Annotated in this window: 16 protein-coding genes and 1 pseudogene; 2 read left to right on the plus strand and 15 right to left on the minus strand. The window is 73.1% G+C overall.

Annotation, left to right across the window (positions count from 1 at the left end; translation table 11 throughout):
• The 13 genes and pseudogenes from ABZ484_RS15810 to ABZ484_RS15870 all read right to left on the minus strand — a co-directional run.
• Positions 1–391 (minus strand): annotated as a pseudogene (locus tag ABZ484_RS15810) (kynureninase); the annotation flags it as partial.
• Positions 384–1,241, minus strand: a complete 858-nt coding sequence (locus tag ABZ484_RS15815) for a tryptophan 2,3-dioxygenase family protein (protein WP_358866454.1) — start codon at positions 1,239–1,241, stop codon at positions 384–386. The gene ABZ484_RS15815 and the pseudogene ABZ484_RS15810, both read right to left, overlap by 8 nt.
• A gap of 297 nt (positions 1,242–1,538) precedes the next feature.
• Positions 1,539–1,952, minus strand: coding sequence for a DUF3151 domain-containing protein (locus tag ABZ484_RS15820; RefSeq protein WP_030182530.1), 414 nt, complete (start codon positions 1,950–1,952; stop codon positions 1,539–1,541).
• A 57-nt stretch (positions 1,953–2,009) separates the two neighbouring features.
• Positions 2,010–3,596: an MFS transporter gene (locus ABZ484_RS15825; RefSeq protein ID WP_358866455.1), complete on the minus strand. Its 1,587-nt coding sequence runs from the start codon at positions 3,594–3,596 to the stop codon at positions 2,010–2,012.
• Between the two features lie 126 nt (positions 3,597–3,722).
• Positions 3,723–4,754 carry a class II fructose-bisphosphate aldolase gene (fbaA, locus tag ABZ484_RS15830; protein ID WP_358866456.1) on the minus strand — a complete coding sequence of 344 codons (1,032 nt, stop codon included), beginning with the start codon at positions 4,752–4,754 and terminating at the stop codon, positions 3,723–3,725.
• A gap of 211 nt (positions 4,755–4,965) precedes the next feature.
• Complete coding sequence (gene pyrE, locus ABZ484_RS15835) at positions 4,966–5,514, minus strand: orotate phosphoribosyltransferase (protein WP_358866457.1); 549 nt, start codon at positions 5,512–5,514, stop codon at positions 4,966–4,968.
• Positions 5,515–5,524: 10 nt separating this feature from the next.
• Entirely contained in the window at positions 5,525–6,322 is a 798-nt protein-coding gene (locus ABZ484_RS15840; protein WP_358866458.1) for an aldose 1-epimerase, read from the minus strand.
• A 74-nt stretch (positions 6,323–6,396) separates the two neighbouring features.
• On the minus strand, positions 6,397–7,482 hold the full coding sequence (locus tag ABZ484_RS15845; protein WP_358866459.1) for an SRPBCC domain-containing protein: 1,086 nt from the start codon (positions 7,480–7,482) through the stop codon (positions 6,397–6,399).
• 168 nt (positions 7,483–7,650) lie between these two features.
• Entirely contained in the window at positions 7,651–8,328 is a 678-nt protein-coding gene (locus tag ABZ484_RS15850) for a response regulator transcription factor (RefSeq protein ID WP_358866460.1), read from the minus strand.
• Positions 8,325–9,530, minus strand: coding sequence for a sensor histidine kinase (locus ABZ484_RS15855; protein WP_358866461.1), 1,206 nt, complete (start codon positions 9,528–9,530; stop codon positions 8,325–8,327). The genes ABZ484_RS15850 and ABZ484_RS15855 overlap by 4 nt, the downstream gene beginning before the upstream one ends.
• Before the next feature lie 460 nt (positions 9,531–9,990).
• Positions 9,991–11,646, minus strand: a complete 1,656-nt coding sequence (locus ABZ484_RS15860) for a polyamine aminopropyltransferase (RefSeq protein WP_358866462.1) — start codon at positions 11,644–11,646, stop codon at positions 9,991–9,993.
• A 237-nt stretch (positions 11,647–11,883) separates the two neighbouring features.
• Positions 11,884–12,411, minus strand: a complete 528-nt coding sequence (locus ABZ484_RS15865; RefSeq protein ID WP_358866463.1) for a DUF2617 family protein — start codon at positions 12,409–12,411, stop codon at positions 11,884–11,886.
• 380 nt (positions 12,412–12,791) lie between these two features.
• Entirely contained in the window at positions 12,792–13,142 is a 351-nt protein-coding gene (locus ABZ484_RS15870; protein ID WP_358866464.1) for a hypothetical protein, read from the minus strand.
• 141 nt (positions 13,143–13,283) lie between these two features.
• On the opposite strand from ABZ484_RS15870, the gene ABZ484_RS15875 reads away from it, so the two are divergent.
• Positions 13,284–14,486: a pyridoxal phosphate-dependent aminotransferase gene (locus ABZ484_RS15875; RefSeq protein WP_358866465.1), complete on the plus strand. Its 1,203-nt coding sequence runs from the start codon at positions 13,284–13,286 to the stop codon at positions 14,484–14,486.
• 131 nt (positions 14,487–14,617) lie between these two features.
• Here ABZ484_RS15875 and ABZ484_RS15880 read toward each other — a convergent pair whose 3' ends face one another.
• Positions 14,618–15,163 (minus strand): YbjN domain-containing protein, encoded by a 546-nt coding sequence (locus ABZ484_RS15880; RefSeq protein WP_358866466.1) that lies wholly within the window; start codon positions 15,161–15,163, stop codon positions 14,618–14,620.
• 138 nt (positions 15,164–15,301) lie between these two features.
• On the opposite strand from ABZ484_RS15880, the gene ABZ484_RS15885 reads away from it, so the two are divergent.
• Positions 15,302–15,823: a hypothetical protein gene (locus ABZ484_RS15885; RefSeq protein WP_358866467.1), complete on the plus strand. Its 522-nt coding sequence runs from the start codon at positions 15,302–15,304 to the stop codon at positions 15,821–15,823.
• Positions 15,824–15,886: 63 nt separating this feature from the next.
• Here ABZ484_RS15885 and clpB read toward each other — a convergent pair whose 3' ends face one another.
• Positions 15,887–18,484 (minus strand): ATP-dependent chaperone ClpB, encoded by a 2,598-nt coding sequence (gene clpB, locus ABZ484_RS15890; protein ID WP_358866468.1) that lies wholly within the window; start codon positions 18,482–18,484, stop codon positions 15,887–15,889.
• Between the last annotated feature and the right edge of the window lie 56 nt (positions 18,485–18,540).

Genomic DNA, 18,540 nt, shown 5'->3' on the forward strand with positions numbered 1-18,540 from the left:
ATCCGTCCGTGGGGAACGTCGTCGCGTCCACCAGGATCTCGTCCCGGCCCTCGCCCGCGAGCCGTACGGCGCCCACGAGTGCCTTGAAGACGTTGACACTGGTGGAGTCACCCACCACGATCTGGCCCGGCGCCGCGCCGACCAGCGGGGCGATCGTGTCGCCGATCCGCTCCGGCGCCGTCCACCAGCCGCTCTCCCCCCAGGAGCGGATGCGCAGCTCGCCCCACTCACGGCGGACCACGTCGGCGACCCGGCCGGGGACGTTCGCGGGCAGCGCGCCGAGCGAGTTGCCGTCCAGGTACACCACGTCGTCCAGCACGAACCGCGAGCGCACCGGCGCCAGTTCGTCGGCGGCGTCCAGCTTCTCCGCGCGCAGTGCCAGTTCAGACATGGGACCTCGCCGTCCACAGCTCGGGGAACACGTTCTTCTGCGCCCGCTTCTCCAGCCAGGCCACTCCGGCGGAGCCGCCCGTGCCCTGCTTGGCGCCCATCGCGCGGCGGGTGGCGACCAGGTGGTCGTTGCGCCAGCGCCACACCAGTTCCGCCACGTCCGTCAACGCCTCGCCTAGCCGGGCGAGTTCGTCCTGCCCGTCGCCGGAGTAGAGCTGCGTCCAGACGGTCTCCACCTGCTCGGACGGCTCGTAGCGCAGCGATACGTCACGGTGCAGGACGGTGTCGGGGATCGCGTGCCCGCGCCGGGCCAGCAGCCGCAGCACCTCGTCGTAGAGGCTCGGCTCGTGCAGCGCCTTCTCCAGTTCGGCGTGGGCGCGGGGCGCGCCCCGGTGCGGGACGAGCATCGAGGCGGACTTCTCGCCGAGCAGGAACTCCATGCGGCGGTACATCGCCGACTGGAAGCCGGAGCCCTCGCCGAGGGCGCCGCGGTAGCTGTTGAACTGGGCCGGGGTGAGCTGTCCGAGCGGCTTCCAGGAGGCGTTCAGCGCCTCCAGTTCGCGTACGGACCGCTTCAGCGCGGCGATCGCCGACGGCACGTCGTCGGCGCGCAGGGCTGCCGCCGCGGTCTCCCACTCATGGACGATGACGGTGAACCACAGCTCCATGACCTGGGTGGTGACCAGGAAGACCATCTCTCCGGGATCGTCGGAGAGGGTGTGCTGGAGGTGGGTGAGCACGTCCGCCTTGACGTAGTCCTCGTACGGCGTCGTGCCCTCGAAGTCGAGATGCGGGGTCTCGGGCTCAGCGGCCTCGTCGGGCCGAGGGGTCGGGTGAGCCTGGTGGGACATCGCTGTCTCCTGCATGTACTCCGGGTAGCGGTCCGCCCCTGCCGATGCCGGCACGGGGGCCCCGGTCCCCAACCGAATCCTGCGCAACACCCACGGAGATCGCAAGGCCCGCCTGATCACACAGGCGGGCCAGGTCGGACAGGCGGGGCAGGTCGGACAGGCGGGCCAGACCGCACGGGCCGGCCAGACCACACGCACGGGCCGGCCAGACCACACGGGCGGGCGGGCCAGGCCACACGGGCCGGCCAGGCCGCGCGGCGCGGCCGGCGTACGTCCCCGCGTGTCTCCGCCTACGGCTCAGCCCAGCGTCTGGGCGGCCGTCTCGGAGGAGTCCTTCAGGAACTGCGAGCAGCGCGCGTACTCCTCCTGCTCGCCGATCGCCTGGGCGGCGCGGGCGAGGGCGTGCAGGGCGCGCAGGAAGCCGCGGTTGGGCTCGTGCTCCCAGGGGATCGGGCCGTGGCCCTTCCACCCGTTGCGCCGCAGGGCGTCCAGACCGCGGTGGTAGCCGGTACGGGCGTACGCGTACGACTCCACGGCCGCGCCCCGCTCGAACGCGTCGTCGGCCAGCTGCGCCCAGGCCAGCGAGGACGCCGGGTATCGCGCGGCGACGTCGGCGGGCGAGGTGCCCTGCGCGAGGAGCTCGCGGGGCTCCGGGTCGTCGGGCAGGTGGGTGGGAGGCGGGCCGCCGAGGAGGTTCTCGTGAATACTCATGGGTTCAGTCTGCTGCATCCCTCCCGGCGGAGTGCGCCCGCCCGACGGCCCCTCGTGTCAGGCTCGCTGGTCGGGTTCCAGTGGCGGGGTCGTCACGAAGCCGTGGGTGCGGCACTCGGGACGGCGGCACTCGGGGCCGGGGCGGCGGACGGTCGCGAAGGCGAGGACCGACCCGGCCACCAGCACCGCCGCGATGATCGGCATCGCACGCCGGAACGCGGCGTCGAAGGCGTCCGCCGAGCGGTACGCCTCCGGGCCCATCCCGGCCAGCAGCGGCAGGGCGGCCACCGCGATCAGCCCGGCCGCGCGGGCCGCCGCGTTGTTGATGCCGCTGGCCAGGCCCGCGCGGGAGGTGTCGACGGAGGCGAGGACGGTGGCGGTCAGCGGGGCGACCAGGGTGACCATGCCGGCGCCCATGACCAGCAGGGCCGGCAGGACGTCGGTGACGTAGTCCGCGTCCTTTCCGACGCGCAGCATCAGCAGCATCGCGCCCGCGCACAGCAGCGGGCCGACGGTGAGCGGGATGCGCGGGCCGATCCGGTCGGCGAGGGCGCCCGAGCGGGCCGAGAACAGCAGCATGAGGGCGGTCGTGGGCAGCAGGGCGATGCCCGCCCGCAGCGGCGAGTAGCCGGCCACGACCTGGAGCTGGAGCGCGGTGAGGAAGAAGAAGCCGCCGAAGGCCGCGTAGACGCACAGGGTGACCAGGTTGACCGCGGTGAACTGGCGGGAGGCGAAGATGCCGAGCGGCAGCATCGGGTCGGGCACCCGCTTCTCGACGTAGACGAAGGCGACAGCGGCCGCCACTCCGGCCGTCGCGGTCAGGGCGACGGCCAGAGAGCCGCTGCGGGCCTCGATCAGGGCGTACGTCACCAGGGCGAGGGAGACGGCGCCGAGGGCGGCGCCCAGGACGTCGAAGCGGTGGTGGGCGCGGACTCCCCCGGCCGCAGCGCCGGTTTTCCGCGCCGCTTCGCTCGTTTCCCGGGCCGCTCCGCCGGTTTTCCGCGCCGCTGCGCCGGTTTCCCGGGCCGCTTCGCCGGCTCCGCCGGGCTTGGCCAGGGCGACGCCGCCGGTCGACTCGGGGACGTGCCGCAGGGCGACGGGGACGCAGACCAGGGCGAGCGGGACGTTGAGCAGGAAGACCCAGCGCCAGCCGGGGCCGTTCACCAGCCAGCCGCCGAGGAACGGGCCGACCGCCGCGCCGATGCCGCCGAACCCGGACCACAGGCCCACGGCCCGGCCCCGGTCGTCGGGGTGGAAGGAGGCCTGGATCAGGGCGAGGGAGCCGGGGGTCAGCAGGGCGCCGCCGATGCCCTGGAGGGCGCGGGCGGCGACGAGGACGGTGGAGCCGGGGGCGAGGCCGCACAGCAGGGACGCGGCGGCGAACCAGACCACGCCGAGCACGAAGATCCTGCGCCGGCCGTACAGGTCGCCGAGGGAGCCGCCGAGGAGGATCAGGCCCGCCAGGGTGACCATGTAGGCGTTGACCGTCCACTGGAGGGTGGCGAGGTCCGCGTTCAGGTCGCGGCCGATGCGGGGCAGGGCGACGTTGACGACGGTCGAGTCCAGCATCGCCATGCTGGAGCCGAGCACGGTCGTGAACAGGATCCACCTGCCCTGAGCGGACGACAGCCGGATGTCGGGCATGGGTGGATCATCCCGCGTCCGCCGCCACCCGGCCAGACGAGCGACGGACCCGGCGCTCGGCGCACCGGGTCCGTCACGGACAGGCGAAGAGAGGGAAAGAGGGGGAGGACCGGAGAAGACCGGGCGTTACTTGATCTTCGTGCCCGTCGAGCGCAGGTTGCCGCAGGCCTCCACGACGCGGGCCGCCATGGACGCCTCGGCCAGCTTGCCCCAGGTGCGCGGGTCGTAGGTCTTCTTGGAACCGACCTCGCCGTCGACCTTCAGGACGCCGTCGTAGTTCTTGAACATGTGGTCGGCGACCGGACGCGTGAAGGCGTACTGGGTGTCGGTGTCGATGTTCATCTTCACCACGCCGTTCTCCAGCGCGGTGCGGATCTCCTCCTCCGTGGAGCCGGAGCCGCCGTGGAAGACGAAGTCGAACGGCTTGCTGTCGGCCGGGCGGCCGAACTTCGCCGCGACACCCTCGCTGAGCTCCTTCAGCAGGTCGGGGCGGAGCACGACGTTGCCCGGCTTGTACACGCCGTGGACGTTGCCGAAGGACGCGGCCAGCAGGTAGCGGCCCTTGTCGCCCAGGCCCAGGGCCTCGGCGGTGCGGATCGCGTCGTCGACCGTGGTGTACAGCTTGTCGTTGATCTCGTGGGTGACGCCGTCCTCCTCGCCACCGGTCGGGGTGATCTCGACCTCGAGGATGATCTTGGCGGCGGCGGTGCGGACCAGCAGCTCCTGCGCAATGGTCAGGTTGTCGGCGAGGGTCTCCGCGGAGCCGTCCCACATGTGGGACTGGAACAGCGGGTTGCGGCCGGCCTTGACGCGCTCCTCGGAGACGGCGAGCAGCGGACGTACGTACCCGTCGAGCTTGTCCTTCGGGCAGTGGTCCGTGTGCAGCGCGATGTTGACCGGGTACTTCTCGGCGAGCACGTGCGCGTACTCGGCCAGGGCCACGGCGCCCGTGACCATGTCCTTGCTGTACTGACCGCCGAGGAACTCGGCACCACCGGTGGAGATCTGGACGATGCCGTCGCTCTCCGCCTCCGCGAACCCGCGCAGCGCCGCGTTCAGGGTCTGGGAGGACGTCACGTTGATGGCCGGGTAGGCGAACTTGCCTGCCTTCGCCCGGTCGAGCATCTCGTTGTAGACCTCGGGGGTTGCGATGGGCATCTGTCCGCTCCTTGTATGTGCGGGGTGCGTTCTGCGTGCTTACGGCCCTGACCTAGGGAGTGACGTCATCGTCGGCCCCATCTTCGCAGAAGATGCCGGATGCTTCGGACACCCTGTCCAGCCTGTGGATGACAGGTCGCGCGGCCCGGACCCCGCTCCCCGGACCCCGCTCCCCGGACCCCGCTCCCCGGACCGCGCCGACGGCCGCGCCTCAGTCGAGGCCCAGGTCGTCCTTCGAGTACGCGAACAAGTACGGCACGCCCGCCTTCTCGGCGATCGCCTCGGCGGCGCCCGTCGCCCGGTCCACGATCGTGGCGACGCCGACGACCTCGGCGCCGGCCTCCCGCAGCGCCTCGACGGCGGTGAGCACCGAACCGCCGGTGGTGGAGGTGTCCTCGACGGCGAGGACCCGGCGGCCCGCGACCTCGGCGCCCTCGATACGACGCTGGAGCCCGTGCGCCTTGCCCGCCTTGCGCACGACGAACGCGTCCAGCGTCCTGCCGCGCGCGGCGGAGGCGTGCAGCATCGCCGTGGCCACCGGGTCGGCGCCCAGGGTGAGGCCGCCGACCGCGTCGTAGTCCAGGTCGGCGGTCAGGTCGAGCATGACCTGACCGACCAGCGGGGCGGCCACGCCGTCGAGGGTGATGCGGCGCAGGTCGACGTAGTAGTCGGCCTCCTTGCCCGACGACAGCGTCACCTTGCCGTGCACCACGGCCTTGTCCTTGATCTGCTGCAGCAGCTCGCCGCGAACGTCACTCATGGCAGCCAGCTTAAGCGCGGCGCCAGCTCCAGGTCGTCGTGGCCTCCAGCGGTTCCAGGGGCGTGACCAGGCGCGGGTGGGTGTTCAGGCCGTCGGGCGGGCCGGTCTGCGGTTCCACGCACACCGCGGCCTCCTGCTCGTCGTAGACGACGACCCACTTCTCGGGGCTGGTCACCTTCAGCTCCAGCTGCCCGGGCCAGGTGAGCGTGACGTCGACGCCGTCGGGCATGCCGAAGCAGTCGTCCCAGGGGCCGGGCTTGGGGTCGATGCGGTGACCGGTGGGCAGGTGGTCGTCGCCGCGCTCCTCCTGCCAGGCGGGGGCGAAGTCCGGCCGCACGTCCTGGGCGCCGGGTCCGCCGAGGTTGCGACGGAACCACGGGTGCCAGCCGATCTGCGCCGGGAAGGAGGAGGCATACGTCTCCACGGACATCGTCAGCGTCAGGGAGTCCTCGGTGAGGACGACCACCTGAGTCACCCGGCCGGGGTAGGGCCAGGGGTCGACCAGGTCGTACGTGATCACCGCCTCGTTCGCCGAGACGCGGGCCGTGTGCCAGGCCCCGTCACGGGCGGTGCCGTGGATGGCGTGCGGCGGGGAGTTGAGCGGCATCTGGTGGACGGTGGCGCCGTCCCGGAACCGGCCCTCACGGATCCGGCCGCACCAGGGGACCATGGGGAAGCAGCCGAACCTCTCGCCCTGGCGAAGCAGTTCGAGCCCGCCCACCCGGAGCCCTCCGATGCGGCCGCCGTTGCCCGGCTGCACGGTCGCTTCCGCGTCGCCCGCGGTCAGCGTGATGTCTTCGTTACTCACGGGACGAGGCTACTGGCCCGATCAACAGGGCGTTCCGCGCGCCGTCTCCGCACGCCGTGGCGCGTGCCGCGTCGTCACCGGCGGCGCCTGAGAGCCCGGCCCACGACGATCGCCGAGGCCACGACCAGCGCGGCGGCGGGCGCCGCCCAGCGCAGGGTGGGCGTGGCGGAGACGGTGAGCGGGGCCGGGACGGGTGCGTAGCGGCCGCGCGGCGGGGCGTGGTCCACCTCCTCCGCGCTGCGCCCGATCATCGTCCGCCGTGCGTGCGCCGCCTCGGCGGGCGGTTCGGCGGCCTCCTCGAAGCCTTCGGCGAGGGACATGTCCTCGTCGTCGCGGTCCGGTTCGTCCTGCCCGCCGTCCGCGTCGTCCGCCCCGTCCACCCCGTTCGCCTCAGCTGCTTCGTCTGCTTCAGCTGCTTCGTCTGCTTCGGTTCCTTCGTTTGCCTCGTCTGCTTCGGCCTCGTAGTCGTCGTCCTCGGCGAGGGGATCGAGGGAGGACGGCGGGACCTCGGTGTCGAAGACGGAGACGTGCTCGGCGGAGCCCGGTTCGGACAGGCGCGGTCCGGGGGCCTCCTCCGGGGGCGGTACGGGCGCGTCGTCCGCGTCCGGTGTCGCCTCGAAGTCGCCCGTCGCCAGCGGGGCGAAGTCCTCCGTCGCCAGGGCCTCGGCGGACTCGGCGGACTCGGCGGGCTCGGTGGGCTCAGGGGGTTCGGTGGGCTCAGCGGGCGCGGTGGGCTCCGCCGGTTCCGCCGCCAGGTTCTCCGCGAAACGGTTCAGCAGCCGGATCACCGCGGCCCGTACGGCATCCGGGGCGAGCTCGGTGAGCCGGCCGCCGGCCGAGGCGGTGCCGTCGAAGGCGAGGGCCGAGCCGTCGTCGGTGTCGCGCAGCCGGATGACGAGCGCGATGTCCACGGAGCCCGTGCCGCGGGACTCCGTGGCGGCGCCCTCGACGCCGTACGACCCGTCGTCGCGGGCGGAGACGCGAAGGGTGCCGCGGTAGGTGACGGAGTGGCTGCCGACGCGCACCTTGAGCCGGCCGGCGAGGGGCTCGGCGCCCGAGTCCTGCTGGAGTCCGGGCACCGCCCGGGCGACCCGCGCGGGGTCGGCGAGCGCCGCCCGCAGCCGCCGGACCGGAACCGGAACGAACACCTCGTGCTCCATGTCAGCCGAGCGTACCCAGTGCGGGCCGGGAATACCCTCTCCTCGCCCGCAACGTCCCCACGCCCCGCTCCCCCGTGCCACCCTGCCCTGCTCCCGGCGTCAGGCGCCCGCACCACGGGCCGGCACCACGCGCCCGCACCGCGGGCCGGCGTCGGGGGCCGGCGTCGGTCAGGGGTCGCCGCCGGGGCGCACAAGGCCCGACTCGTAGGCCAGTACCACGGCCTGGGCCCGGCTGGCCAGGCTCAGTTTGGCCATGGCGCGGTTGAGGTGGGTCTTCACCGTGGCCTCGCTGATGAAGAGGCGGTCGGCGGTCTCGGCGTTGGTCAGGCCCCGGGCGACCAGCCGGAGGACCTCCAGCTCGCGGCTCGTCAGCGCGCGCAGGCCGGCCGGCGCCTTCGCGGGCACCGGCGGGGTGTCCGCCCGTTGTGTGAACGCCTCCACCAGCCGCCGGGTGACCACCGGGGCGAACAGGGAGTCCCCGCCGTGCACGGCGGTCACTGCCGCCAGCAGCCGCTCGGGGCCCGCGTCCTTGAGGAGGAAGCCGGCCGCGCCGGCCCGCAGGGCGCCGTACACGTACTCGTCGAGGTCGAAGGTGGTGAGGATCAGGACGCGCGGCGCGGGGTCCGCCGTCTCGGCGAGGATCCGGCGGGTCGCCTCGATCCCCGTCATCCCGGGCATGCGGATGTCCATGAGGATCACGTCCGGCCGGGTCTTCGCGGCCAGGGTCACCGACTCCGCCCCGTCGGAGGCCTCCCCGACGACCTCCATGCCGGGGGCGGCACGCAGCAGCGCGACCAGCCCGCTGCGCACGAGGAACTGGTCGTCGACCACCAGCACTCTGATCATCCCGTGACGGAGTCTCCCCGGCGTGCGGCCTGTTCCGACGTCGGCAGGGTCAGATGCACGCCGAATCCACCCTCGCGCCGCGGGCCGACGACGATCGTCCCGCCGTAGAGCTTGGCGCGCTCGCGCATGCCGATCAACCCGTGGCCGCCAGGTGCGGGCATTCTGTCCGGATCCACCCCCCTTCCCCGTTCCTTCGGGTGCCCGTCGTCGGTGACCGACACCGCCATCTCGCCCGTCCGGTAGGCGAGTTCGACGGTGGCGGCGGCGCCCGGTGCGTGCTTGAGCACGTTCGTCAGGGCCTCCTGGACCACCCGGTAGACACACAGTTGCACTCCGGGCGGCAGCGGTCTCGGCTCGCCGTGCACCCTCAGGTCGACCGGGACGCCGCCCGCACGCACCCGCTCCACCATCTCCTCCAGCCGGTCGAGGCCGGGCGTCGGTTCGGTGGCGGCGCCGTGTTCCCCCGTGCCGTCCGTGCCGTCCGTGCCGTCCGTGCCGTCCGCGCGCAGCAGGCCCAGCATGCGTCGGAGCTCGGCCAGCGCCTCGCCGCCGGCGTCGGCGATGGTGGTGAGCGCCTCGCGCGCGGTGCGGGCGTCGGAGTCGAAGACGAACCGGGCGAGGCCCGCCTGGACGTTGATCACCGCCATGTGGTGGGCGACCACGTCGTGCAGTTCGCGCGCGATCCGCACGCGTTCCTCCGCCACCTCGCGCCGGGCCCGTTCGGCCTGTTCGGCGCGGAGGCGTACGGTCAGCTCGGCGGTCCTGCGGGCGGCGTACCCGAACCGCCAGATCACGAGCGGGTATCCGATCGCCTGGCCCACGACGGACGCCATCGCGTCCGAGTCGCTGGTCACTCCCGCGTAGATCCACACACCGCCCATCAGGGCGGCGCACACCGCGGTGACCCGGTTGGACCGGGTGGCGGCCACCGTGTACAGGGCGACCATCGCGGCGGGTGAGTTCACCACCGGCCAGTACCCGAGGGTGACGTAGAGGGTCCAGCCCAGGTGTACGACGGCGAAGACGGTGAGCGGGGCGAGGCCGCGCAGCACGAGCGGCAGGTTGGTCAGGGCGACCAGAGTCCAGGCGAACGCGTCCAGCGGCGGCCATCCCTGCGTGGCGGCCTCGGCGCCGAGCAGGCACGCGACGGTCGTCGGCGCGAGGGCCGTCAGCCCGTCGACCGTGAGGGGGCGGATCCGCATCGCCGCAGGGTAAACCCGTGCGTGGGCCGCGACGTCAGCTTTTCGCGGTACCGCGAAAGATGCAGGAACCGCGCGGCTACCGCGCAGGGTGGGCAGGAGATCCACCCGACGACGGATTCCGCCGCCTCGGGGCCGCCCGTACGTTCGTGGGGCGACGGTGGCTGGGGGGCCGCCGAACCGGGGGAAGCACGGGGGACCCACGGGGGGACGCTTGGGGAAGGCGGCCCGTTCCGTCCTGGAGAAGGGGCGAACGGGCCGCCCAGCGACCCCGGAAGCACCTCCGCCGCCCCGCTCATGTCCCAGGCCCCGGGCCGCCCTGCTCATGTCCCGGACCTCTGACCCCGGGCACCAGCCTCACCTCGGCACCCGAACCCCGGCCCCAGCCCGAGCTCCGGCTCCGGCCCCAGCCCCGGCTCCGACCCCCACGAGCCGGCCCCGGCCTCGCTACAGGAACGTTGCCTCAGTCGGTGTAGCGCGGGGCGATGAGGGTCGAGGGCGGCAGGTCGGGGACGCGGGTGCCGGCGGCGTCGCGGACGGCCGCGGCGAGGCCGGCCGGGGTGAGCGTGCGCGGGCGCGGGGCGCGGGGATCCAGGGCCAGGACCGGCGGGGTGCGGGAGGCCAGGACGAAACCCCAGTCGCGGGGCGCCCGGGTGGCATCGGTCGTCCGGTCGGGTCCGGCGGCGAAACCGGAGTCGCCGCCGCGCACACGGTAGGCGACCGTCCGCAGGCCGGCCGCCCGGACCGTCGCCTCCACCGTCCAGAACGCGCGCGGGCGCGAGGCCACCGGCCCCGCGTGCACCACCAGCCGCCCGCCGGGCACCAGGGCGCGCCGGGCCAGCCCGTAGAACTCCTGCGCGTACAGCTTCGTGCTCGCCGTGATGCCCGGGTCGGGCAGGTCCTCGATCACCACGTCGTACGCCCCCGCCGGCGCCCCGCGCAGCCAGCCGAAGGCGTCGGCCACGGTCACATGGAGGCGGCGGTCGCCGTACACGTGCCCGTTCAGCCGGGCGAGTCCCGGGTCGGTGCGCGCCAGACGGACGACGGCCGGGTCCAGTTCGACGATGTCCACGCGGCTCACACCGGGGTGGCGCAGCACCTCGCGGGCGGCGAGGCCGTCGCCACCGCCGAGGATCAGCACGCGCGCGTGCGGGCCGGTCATCGCGGGGTGGACGAGCGCCTCGTGGTAGCGGCGCTCGTCCTGGCCGCCGACCCGCAGCCGCCCGTCGAGGAACAGGTCCAGCGGCCGGCCGCGGGTGCCGCCGGTGAGGACGAGCTCCTGGACGCCGGTCTGCTCGGCCACGCGGACGTCGCCGCCGTACACCGCCTGCCGTGCCGCGCGCTCGAAGTCGCCGACCAGGGCGGCGGCCGAGGCGAGCAGGCCGAGCACGGCGAGGTTGGCCACGAGCAGCAGCCAGCGTCCGCGCCGGGTCAGGTCCCGCCGGAACAGGCCGAGCACCAGCGTCCCGCCGGCCACCACGTTGACGGCGCCGGTGAGCAGCGCCCCGGTCAACTGGCCCAGCAGGGGCAGCAGAAGGAACGGGAAGGCGAGACCGCCGACGAGCGCACCGACGTAGTCGGCGGCGAACAGGTCGGCGACCGCGCCGCCCGCGTCCTGCCGGCGGATGCGCTGGATCAGCTCCATCAGCAGCGGCACCTCGGCGCCGATCAGCAGGCCGATGGCGAGCGAGAAGGCGACCAGGAGGCAGCGCGGGCCGTTCGCCCACAGGCCGCCCCAGTCGCCGGTCCAGGCGAAGACGGCGTACAGCGCCATGGCGCTGCATCCGCCGACGAGCGCGAGCGTGGCCTCGATCGCGCCGAAGGCGACGGCGGCGCGTCGGCGCAGCCGCTTCGCGGCGAGCGAGCCGATGCCCATCGCGAACACCATGACGGACAGCACGACGGACGCCTGGGTGACCGAGTCGCCGATCAGGTAGGAGGCGAGCGCGACCAGCTCCAGTTCGTACACGAGTCCGCAGGCCGCACAGACGAAGACGCCCGCGAGGACGAGGAACCGGCCGGTTCCCGGCCGGACGGGCAGCCTCGCGGGGCCGCGCCAGGATGACGCCGGGCAGGGCGGGACCGTGCCGGGCGGGGCCGGGGCGTGCGGATCGATCACGACTGCGACGTTACGTCACGGGTGTGGCACGCTTCGTCACCCACACGTGTGGAAAATGGGGCTGCTGAGGCATCGCTGGTTTGGGGACACGGAGTTGGCGCGGACCCGCGCGGGGACGCCGGTTGACGGGGGCCCGTGCGGGGGACGTCAGTTCGACGGCAACGATCCCTGCGGGGAGGGCGGTCGACGGACGACCGTGCGGGGGACGTCCGTTGACGCATATCGCTTCGGGGAGGGTCAGTTGACGGGAACGGGCGCACGTCGTCGCACGCCCACCCGGGTGCGGGTCGCCACCAACTGGCCGTCCTGCGGGTAGGCGTGCCAGGTCCGCCAGTGCACCTGCCCTTCCCGCTCCTGCGCGAGCAGCGCGGTGAACGCGTGCGGACTGCCCGGGAACACGCCGGCGAGCCCGTGCGGATGGTCGGAGACGAGGGCCAGCAGCTCCTGGGCACGGCCGGCGAACGACCCCGGCGGCAGTTCCTCGACGCGCGCCGCGAACTCGTACTCCCAGTCGCCGACGCGTTTGGCGACGCCGAGCGGCAGCGGTGTACTGGAGCCCGCGATGCACGCCACCGTCTCCGAGCAGATGCCCCGCTCTTCCTCGAGGAGCACCTGGTGGGACGCGCCGAGCAGTCTCAACTGCACTTTCTTCCCCGACAGTTCGAGATCGAGGGTGGCCAGCGCGGGCAGCGGCTCGCGCCCCAGGGCCCAGGCGAGGTCGGCCGCACGCGTGTCGGTGTAGGAGGTGTTGAGGGTCGTGAGCATGGATCGGCTCCGCTAGCACGCAAAGAACGAAGAAAAAGGGGGACTTGGGCCGGCGCACCCCGGTCCACGGGGCGAGAACGGCCCGGTCAGCCCGGTTCGGAAGAGGTGTGAGCAGGACGTCCTGGGGCTGCGTCGGCGTGTGAGAAGGGAATCATGAACGGTGGCGCCGCCACAGCGTTTTTACCCAAGTTCGTAGGCTTTCCATCCCTCAGAGGGCCTACCTGCTCAACTGTTCAACCACGGCGTGCGCCGGGGCGCGCGCGACGGCGCACCGAGCGCCTGACGAGCCCGCGCGAGGGCCTGCCGGGCCGGCGCCAGCGTCCGGCGGCCCGAAACCCGTCCGCCTGGAACCCCGCCGCCCGAAGCCCGGCCGCCCCGTGTCAGCTGCCCCCGCCGCAGCCGCCCCCGCCGCCGCACGACGAACCGCCGCCGCAGGAGGAGGACCCGCCGCACGAGGAGTGGCCTCCACAGGAGGAGTGCCCCCCGCAGGAGTGGTGCCCGCCCGAGTGATGTCCACCCGAATGGTGGCCGCCGGACGACGAACCGCCGCCGTCCCCCGCCGCCCACCAGCCGCCGCCCCCGCCGCTCGCGCTCCCCCCGTACGCCCGTACGCGCCGGCCGCCCTTGGACAGCCGCACGTTCCGGCCGCCACCGGCCCTGCCGCGCGCCGCGGAGGCCGCCGAGACCACGAACAGCACCGCGATCACCGCCAGAACGATGCCGAAGACCATGGCGTCACGCTCCTTCCGTTCCCCCGGGAACCACCCCCGGAACGCCCCCCGTGGGCGCCTGAAATCGGTGCGTGATGCGGGGATGCCCGGCCACCGCACCGGCCAAAGCACACTTGAGGAAGTCCAGAGCTTCGGCGCAGGATGACCGGCATGACCTCCAGCGCACGCCCCTTCCTCAACCGCCGGCTCGCCGAGTTCGGGACGACGATCTTCGCCGAGATGTCCGCCCTGGCCACCCGGACCGGATCGATCAACCTGGGGCAGGGCTTCCCCGACACCGACGGGCCCGAGGAGATCCGGGAGGCGGCGGTGCGGGCGCTGCGCGAGGGGCGCGGCAACCAGTACCCGCCGGGCCCGGGCGTCCCCGAGCTGCGCACCGCTGTCGCGGCGCACCAGCTGCGGCGGTACGGGCTGTCGTACGACCCGGACACCGAGGTGCTGGTCACCGCGGGCGCCACCGAGGCCATCGCGGCCGCGCTGCTGGCGCTGCTGGAGCCCGGGGACGAGGTGGTCGCCCTGGAGCCGTACTACGACTCCTACGCGGCCTGCATCGCGATGGCGGGCGGACGGCGGGTTCCGGTCACGCTGCGCCCGCACCACGGCGAGGGCGGCCCGTCGTTCCGGCTGGACCTGGACGAACTGCGCGCGGCCGTGACCGGCCGGACCCGGCTGCTGCTGATCAACACCCCGCACAACCCGACGGGCACGGTGCTCACCCGCGAGGAGCTGACCGCGATCGCCGAGCTGGCCGTGGAACGGGATCTGCTGGTCGTCACGGACGAGGTGTACGAGCACCTGGTCTTCGACGACGCCGAGCACATCCCGCTCGCCACCCTTCCGGGGATGCGCGAGCGGACGGTGACGATCGGCTCGGCGGGCAAGACGTTCTCGTTCACCGGCTGGAAGGTCGGCTGGGTCACGGCGGCGCCCGGCCTGGTGGCGGCCGTGCGATCGGCGAAGCAGTTCCTGACGTACGTGGCCTCGGGGCCGTTCCAGTACGCGGTCGCCGAGGCGCTGGCGTCGCCCGAGTCGTACTTCACGGCCTTCCGCGAGGACATGCGGGCCAAGCGGGAGGTGCTGGCGGCGGGACTCGCCGAGGCGGGCTTCACGGTGTTCCGGCCCGCGGGCACCTACTTCGTCACCACCGACATCCGCCCGCTGGGCGAGACGGACGGCTTCGCCTTCTGCCGGTCGCTGCCCGAGCGGGCCGGCGTGGTCGCCATCCCGAACGCGGTCTTCTACGACCACCGCGAGGAGGGCGCGCCGTTCGTCCGGTTCGCCTTCTGCAAGCAGGTCCCGGTGCTGGAGGAGGCGGCCCGGCGCCTGAAGGCCCTGGCGGGCTGAGGCGGCGGGCCGTCGCTCGAGGGCTCGCGGGCTCGCGTGCTCACGGCGAGAGCCCGGCCCGGGCACCCGGTCTCGGTGACCTGTGCCCTGGCCGGGCTCTCACTCGCCTGCGGGGCGTGCGGGGCGGCGGGTCACTCCTCGTCGTTCCCGGACCCGCCGTCCTCGGGACCGTCGGTCTCGTTGATCTCCTGCTCCAGGCCGAGCTGCTCGACGAGCCACCGGTCGAACTCCAGCGCGGCCCGCACCCAGCTGACCGTGGAGGAGACGAAGTGCTCGAGGCTCACGCCCATGCCGATCAGCATCTGCGCCTCGCCGATGAGGCGGACGGTGCCGTCGTCGTGGGTGTGGGTGTAGACCTTGGGCCACAGGGTGCGCCGGTTCCAGTCGTCGATGGACTCCAGCAGCTGCGGCTTCTCGTCGATCTTGTGCGGCCGGTCGTAGAACGTCCGCACCGAGAAGACCTGCTGGTCGGCCTCGCCGCGGAACATGAAGTACGTGCGGAACTGCTCCCACGGCGCGACGAGGTCACCCTCCTCGTCGACGAGGTGCTTGAGCTCCATCTGGTCCAGGAGCTGCTTCACAAGGTCCTGATCCGGGACGACGGGGCCCGCCGGTCCTTGGGGCTGCGGCTCGGGCTGGCCCCCGAAGTTCGGAATCGAGGACGGGTCGATGCTCACCGTGTTTTTCCCTTCGTACGGATCCCGCCATCCTCCCCCATGCGGGGAGGGGCGTGGCAAGCCCGCCGGGCCCTTGTCAGCCCTGGGCTGACATGATCCGGCCGACGGGTGGACGTCGGGCGGGTGGAGGTGGGGGTCATGGCCCGGACACGGACCGGAAGGGCGGAGCAGCCCGGCGCCGGCGGGGCGCCGCGGGGCCGGACGAGGTGGTGGCTGGTCGCGGCGGTCGCGGTGCTGCCGGCCATGGCCCTGCTCCCCTTCGTCGTCGCCTTCGTGGGCCTGGCCTTCTCCGACTCCGAGTACCCACTCGGCGGAGGGCCCAAGGCGGTCTCCTGCACGCAGGCGCTGGCCTTCGGCGGAGCGGCCCTTCCGGACGGCGGCACACCTGTCGGGGGGTGCGTGGAGCAGGGCTGGCAGGACGTCTCCTACAGCGCGGACTTCCGGATGCCGCGGGCCGGTGTCGGCGACCGGCTGCGCCGCACCTATCCGGGCGCCCCGGCGCCGGAGACGGAGTTCTGCACCGACGATGCGGATCTGTGTCTGGATCTGAGCTGCCTGAAGGGCCTGCCGATGGGCGTGGGCGCCGACGCCGTACAGGTGAGCGTGGTGTACGAGGACGCGGGCACCGCCCTGGTCCGGTTCGCGGCCTTCACGGTGTGAGCGCGGCGGCCCGCCACCCGACTGCCGGGTGGCGGGCCGCGTGGGCGCACGGCCGCGTGGGCGTTACAGCGTCTTGCCGGTCGCCGGGCCCACCAGCAGGCCCTCGCCGAAGCGGTCGACGCGGACCGTGTCGCCGTCCTTGATCTCGCCGGACAGGATCTCCTTGGCGAGGCGGTCACCGATGGCCGTCTGCACCAGGCGGCGCAGCGGGCGGGCGCCGTAGGCCGGGTCCATGCCCTCGTCGGCCAGCCAGGCCAGAGCCTGGGGCGTGACCTCCAGGGTCAGGCGGCGCTCGGTGAGGCGGCGCGCCAGGCGGTCGATCGCCAGCCGGGCGATCCGGCTCAGCTCGTCCTTGGTCAGGGCCGAGAAGACCACCAGGTCGTCCAGGCGGTTGAGGAACTCCGGCTTGAAGGAGGCCCGGACCACCTCGAGGACCTGCTCCTTCTTCTCCTCCTCGCTCGTGATCGGGTCGATCAGGAACTGGCTGCCCAGGTTGGAGGTGAGGATCAGGATCGTGTTGCGGAAGTCGACCGTGCGGCCCTGTCCGTCGGTCAGGCGGCCGTCGTCGAGCACCTGGAGCAGGATGTCGAAGACCTCGGGGTGGGCCTTCTCCACCTCGTCCAGCAGGACCACGCTGTACGGGCGGCGCCGCACCGCCTCCGTGAGCTGGCCGCCCTCCTCGTAGCCGACATAGCCGGGCGGGGCGCCGACCAGCCGGGCCACGCTGTGCTTCTCGCTGTACTCCGACATGTCGATGCGGACCATCGCCCGCTCGTCGTCGAAGAGGAAGTCCGCGAGCGCCTTGGCCAGCTCGGTCTTGCCGACACCGGTCGGGCCGAGGAAGAGGAAGGAGCCCGTGGGCCGGTCGGGGTCGGAGATGCCCGCGCGGCTGCGGCGCACGGCGTCGGAGACGGCGCGCACGGCCTCGCCCTGCCCGATCAGCCGCTCGCCGATCTCGTCCTCCATGCGCAGCAGCTTCTGCGTCTCGCCCTCCAGCAGACGGCCCGCCGGGATGCCGGTCCAGGAGGCGACGACGTCGGCGATGTCGTCCGGGCCGACCTCCTCCTTGACCATGGTGTCCTTGGCGGCCTCCTCCTCGGCCTGCGAGGCGGCCTCCAGCTCCTTCTCCAGGCCCGGGATCTCCCCGTACAGCAGCTTGGAGGCGGTGTCGAAGTCGCCGTCGCGCTGGGCGCGCTCGGCCTGCCCGCGCAGATCGTCCAGCCGCTCCTTGAGCTCACCGACGCGGTTGAGGGACTGCTTCTCCTTCTCCCAGCGGGCGGTCAGGCCCCGCAGCTCCTCCTCCTTGTCGGCGAGGTCGCGCCGCAGCTTCTCCAGCCGCTCGCGCGAGGCGGCGTCGGTCTCCTTGTCGAGCGCCAGCTCCTCCATGCGCAGCCGGTCGACGGCGCGCTGGAGCTCGTCGATCTCCACGGGCGAGGAGTCGATCTCCATGCGCAGCCGGGAGGCCGCCTCGTCGACCAGGTCGATCGCCTTGTCGGGCAGGAAGCGGGAGGTGATGTAGCGGTCGGACAGGGTCGCCGCGGCCACCAGGGCGGAGTCGTTGATCTGCACCTTGTGGTGGGCCTCGTAGCGGCCCTTGAGCCCGCGCAGGATCGCGATGGAGTCCTCCACGCTGGGCTCGGCGACCAGCACCTGCTGGAAGCGCCGCTCCAGCGCCGGGTCCTTCTCGATCCGCTCCCGGTACTCGTCGAGCGTGGTCGCGCCGACCATGCGCAGCTCGCCGCGGGCCAGCATCGGCTTGAGCATGTTGCCGGCGTCCATCGCGGAGTCGCCGCCGGCGCCCGCGCCGACGACGGTGTGGAGCTCGTCGATGAAGGTGATGATCTGGCCGTCGGACTGCTTGATCTCGGCCAGGACGGTCTTCAGCCGCTCCTCGAACTCGCCGCGGTACTTCGCGCCCGCGACCATCGCGCCGAGGTCGAGGGCCACCAGCCGCTTGTCCTTCAGCGACTCGGGCACGTCGCCCTTGACGATCCGCTGGGCGAGCCCCTCGACGACGGCGGTCTTGCCGACGCCGGGCTCGCCGATGAGGACCGGGTTGTTCTTGGTGCGGCGCGAGAGCACCTGCACGACACGGCGGATCTCCTGGTCCCGGCCGATGACCGGGTCCAGCTTGCCCTCGCGCGCCGCCGCCGTGAAGTCGGTGCCGAACTTCTCCAGGGCCTTGTACTGGCCCTCGGGGTCGGGTGTGTTCACCCGGCGCCCTCCCCTCGCCTTCTGGAAGGCCTCTTGCAGCTTCTTCGCACCGGCGCCCTGCCGGGTGAGCACCTCGCCGGCCGCGCCGCCCTTGGCGGCGATGCCGATGAGCAGGTGCTCGGTGGACAGGTACTCGTCGCCCAGCTCCTTCGCCCGGCTCTGCGCGTCCGCGATCACGGCCAGCAGCTCACGGTTGGGCTGCGGCGGGGCGACGGTCGAGCCGGTCACACTGGGCAGCGACGCGAGCACGCGCTCGGCGCCGGAGCGGACGGACGCCTGGTCGGCGTCCACGGCCGACAGCAGGTCGATGATGTTCTCGTTGTCCTGCCCCTCGAGCAGGGCGAGGAGCAGGTGGGCAGGGGTCAGGTCGGGGTGTCCCCCGGTCACGGCCCGGTTCCCGGCCGCGTTGATCGCGTCCCGGCTCCTGTTGGTCAGCTCGGCGTCCACGGTCGCTTCTCTCCTCCTCGGCGTCAGCGGTCTGCCACGTCTCCCAGTGCTGACTC

Source organism: Streptomyces sp. NPDC006393 (assembly GCF_040628575.1).
In the GTDB taxonomy this organism is placed as follows: Bacteria; Actinomycetota; Actinomycetes; order Streptomycetales; family Streptomycetaceae; genus Streptomyces.